Annotated in this window: 8 protein-coding genes; 2 read left to right on the plus strand and 6 right to left on the minus strand. The window is 63.6% G+C overall.

Annotated elements, in window-relative coordinates; all coding sequences use genetic code 11:
• Nucleotides 1–157: 157 nt before the first annotated feature.
• Entirely contained in the window at nucleotides 158–1267 is a 1110-nt protein-coding gene (locus EOA32_RS30220) for a TRAP transporter substrate-binding protein (RefSeq protein WP_067003340.1), read from the minus strand.
• Between the two features lie 245 nt (nucleotides 1268–1512).
• On the opposite strand from EOA32_RS30220, the gene EOA32_RS30225 reads away from it, so the two are divergent.
• Nucleotides 1513–2286 carry a gamma-glutamyl-gamma-aminobutyrate hydrolase family protein gene (locus tag EOA32_RS30225; RefSeq protein WP_095782240.1) on the plus strand — a complete coding sequence of 258 codons (774 nt, stop codon included), beginning with the start codon at nucleotides 1513–1515 and terminating at the stop codon, nucleotides 2284–2286.
• A 6-nt stretch (nucleotides 2287–2292) separates the two neighbouring features.
• Here the strand turns inward: EOA32_RS30225 and EOA32_RS30230 are convergent, their stop codons facing one another.
• From EOA32_RS30230 to EOA32_RS30250, 5 genes are all read right to left on the minus strand, one after another.
• Complete coding sequence (locus EOA32_RS30230) at nucleotides 2293–2685, minus strand: hypothetical protein (RefSeq protein ID WP_189407490.1); 393 nt, start codon at nucleotides 2683–2685, stop codon at nucleotides 2293–2295.
• Nucleotides 2686–2817: 132 nt separating this feature from the next.
• Nucleotides 2818–3801 carry a 2-hydroxyacid dehydrogenase gene (locus tag EOA32_RS30235; protein ID WP_128373666.1) on the minus strand — a complete coding sequence of 328 codons (984 nt, stop codon included), beginning with the start codon at nucleotides 3799–3801 and terminating at the stop codon, nucleotides 2818–2820.
• Entirely contained in the window at nucleotides 3798–4820 is a 1023-nt protein-coding gene (locus EOA32_RS30240) for a LacI family DNA-binding transcriptional regulator (protein ID WP_128373667.1), read from the minus strand. Before EOA32_RS30240 ends, EOA32_RS30235 begins: the two co-directional genes overlap by 4 nt.
• A gap of 59 nt (nucleotides 4821–4879) precedes the next feature.
• Entirely contained in the window at nucleotides 4880–5764 is an 885-nt protein-coding gene (locus tag EOA32_RS30245; RefSeq protein WP_067003709.1) for a DMT family transporter, read from the minus strand.
• A gap of 340 nt (nucleotides 5765–6104) precedes the next feature.
• Nucleotides 6105–6512, minus strand: a complete 408-nt coding sequence (locus EOA32_RS30250; RefSeq protein ID WP_067003707.1) for a DUF2000 family protein — start codon at nucleotides 6510–6512, stop codon at nucleotides 6105–6107.
• Nucleotides 6513–6545: 33 nt separating this feature from the next.
• Here EOA32_RS30250 and EOA32_RS30255 point away from each other — a divergent pair, with 33 nt between their 5' ends.
• Nucleotides 6546–7397 (plus strand): AraC family transcriptional regulator, encoded by an 852-nt coding sequence (locus tag EOA32_RS30255; RefSeq protein ID WP_128373668.1) that lies wholly within the window; start codon nucleotides 6546–6548, stop codon nucleotides 7395–7397.
• The last annotated feature ends 87 nt before the right edge of the window (nucleotides 7398–7484 follow it).

Here is a 7484-nt window from a genome sequence, read left to right on the forward strand (position 1 = left end):
TCCGCAGGCTCGCCCAAAACATCTTGGCTGCCCATCCGCTCGACAAACCAATCGCCAGCAAGATGCGCAGGGCCAATTGGAGCAAAGACTTCTTCTATGAACTCTTTACTCATATGCGATAGCCCTGGTCACCATAGGGAGAGGGCGTAATCCCCGGCTACAGCTTGCCGTTACGCTGCTGCACCATCATGAAGGTGTCGTAGTTGTATTCGGCGACCTGAGCCCAGAGATAGTGCTCCTTGCGGAAGCCTTTGATGGATTCCCAGATCTTCTTGAATGGCGCGTTGTTGGCCTCCATTTCGGCATAGACTTCGTTGGCCTTTTCGAAGCAGGCGGCCATGATTTCCTGGCTGAAAGGAGCCAGCTTGGCGCCGCTGGCGACTAGCCGCTTCACCGCCGCCGGATTGAGGTAGTCGTATTTCTGCAGCATGTTGGCGTCGGCGGCTTGCGCGGCCGTGTGCACCAGCGACTTGTAGGCGGGCGACAATTCCTCGTATTTTGCCTTGTTGAACATCAGATGCACGGTCGGGCCGCCTTCCCACCAGCCGGGATAGTAGTAGTAGGGCGCGACCTTGTAGAAGCCGAGCTTCTCGTCGTCATAAGGGCCGACCCATTCGGCGGCGTCGATCGTCCCCTTTTCCAGCGCCGGGTAGATGTCGCCGCCGGCGATCTGCTGCGGCACGACGCCGAGCTTCTGCACCACTTTGCCGGCAAAGCCGCCGATGCGCATCTTGAGGCCGGAAAGATCGGCGACCGTGTTGATCTGCTTGCGGAACCAGCCGCCCATCTGCACGCCGGTGTTGCCGCCCGGCAGGCCGAACAGGCCTTGCGTTGCAAGGAATTCGTTGAAGAGGTCAATGCCGCCGCCATGGTAGTGCCAAGCGTTCATGCCGCGCGCGTTGAGCGAGAACGGCACTGCGGCACCCAGCGCCCAGGTTGGGTCCTTGCCCCAATAGTAATATGCCACCGTGTGGCATGCCTCGACGGTGCCTGCGGCGGTGGCGTCGGCCGCCTGCAGGCCGGGAACGAGCTCGCCCGAGGCGAAGACCTGAACCTGGAAATTGCCGTCGGTCGCTTCCGACAGCATTTTTGAGAACACTTCCGCACCGCCATAGATCGTGTCGAGCGATTTCGGGAAGGACGATGCCAGCCGCCAGGTCACTTTCGGATTGGACTGGGCTATCGCCGGCGTGGCAAGCGCGGCGGCCGCTGCCGCGACACCAACACCGGATGCACCGGCCTTACGGATGAACGAACGACGATCCATGCATTTTCCTCCCGTTTAGAACCAACAGACCGATGCTCGGACATCCGCGGTGCCCTGATCGGCTGCGCGAAACAATACACGGGCAAGATGTCGAGTCCAGCACCGCGGGCAGCGTGCAACTATAGTCTAACGCCGACCGTCCTGGCCCATTCGGCGAGCCGAAACTTGCCATGGCAAAGTGCCGGCTGATCGCCTATTTTGTAGGCAGAATAATTCGTTAGCCCTCGATGGAACCCGTATCCAAAATGCAGCAGCCGCTCGTTGCCGTCTCAACCGATGTCCGCCAGTTCGACAACTACACATGGCATGCCGCGCCCCAGCAATATATCGAGGCGGCGATCGCCGGCGCCGACGTGTTCCCGCTCTTGGTGCCGTCCTTCGGCGACCGGCTCGATTTCGACGAGCTGCTGTCCTCGGTCGACGGCGTGATGGTGACGGGTTCGAAATCCAATGTGCATCCCTCGCTCTATGGCGGTGATCCCAGCGAGGCCAACGGCCCCTACGACCCGGCGCGCGACTCCACCACGCTGCCGCTGATCCGCAAGGCGATCGAGCGCGGCGTGCCGCTGCTCGCCATCTGCCGCGGCATCCAGGAGCTCAACGTGGCGCTGGGCGGGACGCTCGGCACCGAGATCCAGGAGCGTGAAGGCTCGCTCGATCACCGCGCGCCGGTGAGCGAGAATCAGGACGAGCGCTTCGGCATCCACCAGACGATTTCGATCAAGCCCGGAACCTGTCTCGCCGGCGTGTTCGGCGCCGGCGACATCAAGGTCAACTCGCTGCATCGCCAAGCGATCGACCGGCTCGGATCGAAACTGCAGGTCGAGGCTTTGGCGACCGACGGCACGATCGAGGCCGTCTCGGTCAAGGAGGCCCGCGCCTTCGCCGTCGGCGTCCAGTGGCATCCCGAATATTGGGTGAAGTCGGACAGCAACTCGGCAAAGATCTTCCGCGCCTTCGGCGATGCCGTGCGCCTGCATGCGGCGGCGAAGGCCGGTGCACGCGCGGCGGCGGAATAGCCGAACTCAGTCGCTGGTCGTCGCGTTCAGTGCCAAAAGCGGGGCGGCCGGCGCATAGGATTCGTAGCCGTCGCCATCAGCAACACCGAAGGTGACGATCGGATCGATGCCGTTCTCGCTGAACGCGACCGAGCCGTCGGCCTGCTCGCGCCAGAATTTCACACGCTCGATGCCGGGCATCAGCTTGCTGCAGTTCGGAGCAATTGTCAGCAGCGACAGGCCGTCCGAAACCTCGGCGCCGCGCTTGATTGCGCAGGCCGCTTCGTCGCCATTGGCTGTCAGCCGATAGCTGTTGGAGAGGCCGGCTTGCTCGACCGCGCTTTGGCCCTTGCCGTCGTGCAGGGACTGAACGCCCCCGTATAAGGCGACTGACGCAACCAATCCGGCTAACAGCTTCACTCCGCCTCTCCACATCCTGGCTTGCCGTGCCATGCCGTTCTCCAAACCACGCGCCGATTTTGGACAACATGCATAACGAAGTATGCAGAATGATGGTTAAGCAGGCGTTAATGAGTGTGGCAGGCGTTCCACTCAGGCGCGTGGCTTGACGTTGATCGTCTCCGGCACCGGGGTCAGCGGCCGGCGCTCGCCGAACCAGGAGATGAGATTATCGACGCACAGATCCGCCATGGCCCGGCGGGTGTGGTCGGACGCAGATCCGACATGCGGCAGAAGGGAGGTGTTGGGCGCATCGAGCAGCGCTTTGGGCACATTCGGTTCGTCGGCAAAGACATCGAGCCCGGCAGCAGCGATGGTGCCATTGGAGAGTGCTGCAGCCAGAGCCGCCTCATCAACCGTGCTGCCGCGGCCGATATTGACGAAGACGCCGTCGGGACCGAGCGCCGCCAGGACGCCCGCGTTGATGGCTTTCTCCGTCGCGGCCCCGCCCGGCGCGATGCAAATCAGAGTGTCGACCGCTTCGGCCAGACCCTTCAGCGTCGCATGGTACTCGTAGGACAGGCCATCGACCTGGCGGCGGTTGTGATAGGCGATCGGCAGGCCGAAAGCCTCGAGGCGACGGGCGACGGCGAGGCCGATGCGGCCCATGCCGAAGATGCCGACGCGGCGGCCGCGTAAGGTGAGCCGGCTCAGGCGATAGTCACCCTTCCTCACCCAGTCGCCGTCGCGCAGCCATTTCTCGGCGGCGTACATTTCGCGCACAGTGTTGATCAACAGGCCGATGGTGGTGTCGGCAACCTCTTCGGTCAGCACGTCGGGCGTGTTGGTGACCATGACGCCGCGGGCGGCCGCGTGACGAGCGTCGACGGAGTCATAGCCGACGCCGAAATTGGCGATGATCTCGAGATTGGGCAGCGCGTCGATCATGGCCGCGCTGATGCCGCCGAAGGAGGCGATGCCGCGCACGCTCTCGCGCATCTCGCCGGTGACGAGCGACGGATCGGCGCGCTCGATCCGCACGCGCTTGAACGCCTTGTCGATCCGGCCGATGGCATGGTCGTTGAAACGGCCCGGCACCAGGATGGCGACCGGCGACTTCGCTTCTGTCTGTGTCATTGACGCTCCACCGGCTTGCCGGTGGACTGGCGCACGTGCAGCTCCGGCTTGATCAATTCCTGCGACGGCCGCACGGCCTGCCCGTTCAGCTTGTCGAGCAGCGCGCTGGCGGCGCGGCGGCCGACCTCGCGCTGGCCATTCCAGACCGTGGTCAAGGCCGGCGTTGCTATCGCAGCCTCCTCCAGGTCGTCGTAACCAGTGACGGAAATATCGACGCCCGGCACCAGGCCGGCGCGCGCGATGCCGTTCATCAGCCCGATCGCAACCAGATCATTCCAGCAGCAGGCGGCGGTCGGCTTGTCCTTCAGCGCCAAGAACTGTCCTGCAGCCTCGAAACCAGCCTGCTTGGTGCGCGGTCCAGGAATGCGCCAGGACGGCTTCACCTCCAGCCCGGCCGCCTCCACGGCGTTGACATAGCCCTGGTAGCGGTCGCGGCCGGTCGAGGTCTGGTCGGTGCCGCCGATCATGGCGATGCGTTTGTGGCCGAGCGAGATGAGATGGTTGGTCGCGAGTGCCGTGCCATAGGCATCGTCGCCGCGGAAGACCGGCACGTCGGCGCCGGTGACGGTGCGCGCGATCAGCACCGCCGGGAGGCCGTTTTCCTCGGCCATGATGATGTCCTCGGCCGGCGTGCCTATGGCCGGCGACATGATGACGCCGTCGGCGCCGAGCTGCAGCAGCGTGTCGATGAAGGTGCGCTGCTTTTCCAGCTGGTCATAATGGTTGGACAGGATAAAGGTCTGGCGGCTGCGGTCGAGCTCGCTTTCTATCGAGCGCAGAATCTCGGCGAAGAACGGGTTCATGATGTCGTGCACGACGACGCCGACAATGCCGGAGCGCGAGGTGCGGAGCGACGCGGCCCGTCGGTTGTAGATATAGCCGATGGCGCGCGCGTGCTCCTTGATGCGCTCGCGCGTCGAGCCGGCGACCAGCGGGCTGTCGCGCAGCGCCAGCGACACCGTTGCCGTGGACACGCCAAGCGCATCCGCGATCGTCGAAAGCTTGATCTTCTGTGCCAGCCTTGGTCCCCGGCCTTTAAACTGTTTAAATGGGGCTTATGCCATCGATCGAGGGCAAATCAAAGTTTTTTTGCCAAGCTCTCGGCTTCCGTGTCCAAGGAAGCGGAATTGCGCAGGCGAAGCCTGTGCTCGCGGTGGATAATGTAGAGGCCGCTGGCGACGATGATGGCAGCGCCGAGCAGGGTCCAGCGGTCGGGAAACTGGTGGAAGATCAGCCAGCCGGAGATGATCATCCAAACCATCTGCGAATAAGGGTAAGGCGCGAGCGCCGTCGTCGTCGCCAGGCGATAGGCCTGGACCAGGAGCCAATGGCCGCCGGCGCCGAAGACGCCGAGCATCAAAAGGATCACCCAGCGCCAGCCGTCCTGCGGCAGGGACAATGAGAAGGGCAGCATGGGCAGGAGCAGCACCGCCGGCGCCAGCGCCGAGAACAGGATCAGGCTCTCGGATGTCTCCGTCGACGACATGCGCCGGGTCATGATGACGTAAAAAGAATTCGACAGCATTGAGCCCAGCGCGAAGAGATGGCCCATGCCGAACACGCCGACGCCGGGCCGGGTGATGATGAGGACGCCGACGAAGCCGGTGAGGATCGCCAGCCAGCGCCGCCAGCCCGCCCACTCGCCGAGCAGCGGGCCGGCCAATGCGGTGATCACCATCGGGCCGAAGAAATAGATCGAGGTGGTCTCGGCGAGTTGCAGCGTCCTGAGCGCCAGGATGTTGAACATGGTCGAGCCGAAAAGCAGGCATCCGCGCAGGATGTGCGCCGGCAGGTTGTTGGCGCGGAAGCGCGACGGCTCGCGCCAACCGCGAAGGAAAACGCCGACAAGCAGGACATGCACGATGAATCGAGCCCAGGCGACGATCAGCGCCGAGACGCCGGCGAGCACCAGATATTTGCTTGAGGTGTCGAGAAAGGTGAAGCAGACATAGACGCAGAGCATCAACAGCATCGCCGCGGGCGGCGTCGCGCTGTCGTCGTGATTTTTGGGAACGCTCAAAATCGGGCCGGAGGAGAGGTAGACGCCATTCTTTTGCGGCAATCGCCGCCGACCGGCAAGCCAAAAGCGACTGGCCCAACAAGACGTGCCGACAGGCTTAGAGCGCAGTGCCTTGGCGATCAGCAGAACGTTCCTGGTTCGTCATCCCGTGCGGAGCAAGGAGCGACGCGACGCTCGCAGACCTCAGGCTGGCGAAGCAGGGAGGTCGCGGCCAATCTCGAACGTGCGCGACGTCGTCCGGACGAATGGTCAATCAGTCACCAAGAGCATCCTTCCCGGAGAATCAAGCATGCATGCGGGCGCCCTTGGTAATCTTGTCGACGAGCTTCTTTTCGGCGCGCAGCGCGATGCCGACTATCTTGGCGTCGTCCGGCGCGAATTCGGCGAAGACGGCGCGGTTGGCCAGGTCATGGCCGGTGGAGAACATCTCCTCGACATAGGCCGATGTCGTCACGCCGCGCTCCAGGGCCCGGCGGTGGATCGCGGCAAGCGTCGACCCGTCTGCCGACAGCACGATAACGGGCTGGATCGAGAGCGGATTGAAGAAATTGCCGGCGCGGTCGCGATAGGCCTCGCCGATGATTTCAGGACATTGCGCGACGATGCCGCTGGTCAGGAAAGCGGTAACGTTGAGCTTCTGCCAGACGGCGAGATCTTCCTTGAGCACGATTGCAAATTTCGTGTCGAACACCAAAATGTCTCTCCGAGATGTGGATCAGGGACCATGGCGCACGATCTAGGCAATGAGGCGCTGGGAGGTCTTGAACGTTCGTGCGCTGAGGACGACCGGATCGTTTCGGCGCCCGGCGCCGCGGGCCTCGAGCGCATCGAGGCGCGATTCCACGGCAATGCTTTCGACCTGCACCGCCACGACACCTACGCCATCGGCGTGACGCTCGACGGCGTGCAGCGCTTCCACTATCGCGGCGCGCTTCAGCACAGCCTCCCCGGCCAGGCAATCGTTCTGCATCCCGACGAACTGCATGACGGCGGCGCCGGCACCGAGCACGGCCTACGATACAGGATTCTCTATCTCGAGCCGTCGATGCTGCTCGACTGCCTCCACGGATCGCCGCTCCCCTTCGTTAAGGATGCTGTGGTGAGCGACCCTCAGTTGCGCGGCACGCTGCTGTCGGCGCTAACACCGCTCACCGAGGAGCTCGACGACCTGTTCGTGGCGGATTTCATCGCGCAGCTGGCGCAGCAATTGAAACGCCATGCCGGACAGCCGGCAAAATCAGCGGGAAAGATCGCGTGGCGGGCTGCCGCGCTGGCCCGCGACTATCTCGAAGAAAACGCTGAACGGCCGGTGCGTTCCGACGAGCTGGAGGCGGTTACCGGCCTCGACCGTTACGCGCTGTCGCGCCATTTCCGCGCGACCTATTCGACAAGCCCGCATCGCTTCCTGTTGATGCGTCGGCTGCAGCGAGCACGGCGCATGATCGAAGCGGGAGAGCCGCTTGCCGAAACCGCTGTTGCGGCCGGCTTCAGCGATCAGAGCCATTTCAACCGGCATTTCAAGAAGGCGTTCGGGCTGACGCCGGGACGCTGGGCGACGCTGGTGCGCGACGCGTAGCGTCGTCGCCCTTTCCGCTAAGCTGCCGATGCTTGGGTGGTGCCTGAAGCGACGATGCTGTGCATCGCGCTTGGGTCGCTCGAGACG

Origin of the sequence: Mesorhizobium sp. M1A.F.Ca.ET.072.01.1.1, assembly GCF_004023325.1 — a bacterium.
GTDB lineage: Bacteria > Pseudomonadota > Alphaproteobacteria > Rhizobiales > Rhizobiaceae > Mesorhizobium.

Coding starts and splice junctions, on each gene's coding strand:
- EOA32_RS30225 (WP_095782240.1), top strand. CDS start 1,513: ATGCAGCAGCCGCTCGTTGCCGTCTCAACCGATGTCCGCCAGTTCGAC.
- EOA32_RS30255 (WP_128373668.1), top strand. CDS start 6,546: ATGGCGCACGATCTAGGCAATGAGGCGCTGGGAGGTCTTGAACGTTCG.
- EOA32_RS30220 (WP_067003340.1), bottom strand. CDS start 1,267: ATGGATCGTCGTTCGTTCATCCGTAAGGCCGGTGCATCCGGTGTTGGT.
- EOA32_RS30235 (WP_128373666.1), bottom strand. CDS start 3,801: ATGACACAGACAGAAGCGAAGTCGCCGGTCGCCATCCTGGTGCCGGGC.
- EOA32_RS30245 (WP_067003709.1), bottom strand. CDS start 5,764: ATGCTCTGCGTCTATGTCTGCTTCACCTTTCTCGACACCTCAAGCAAA.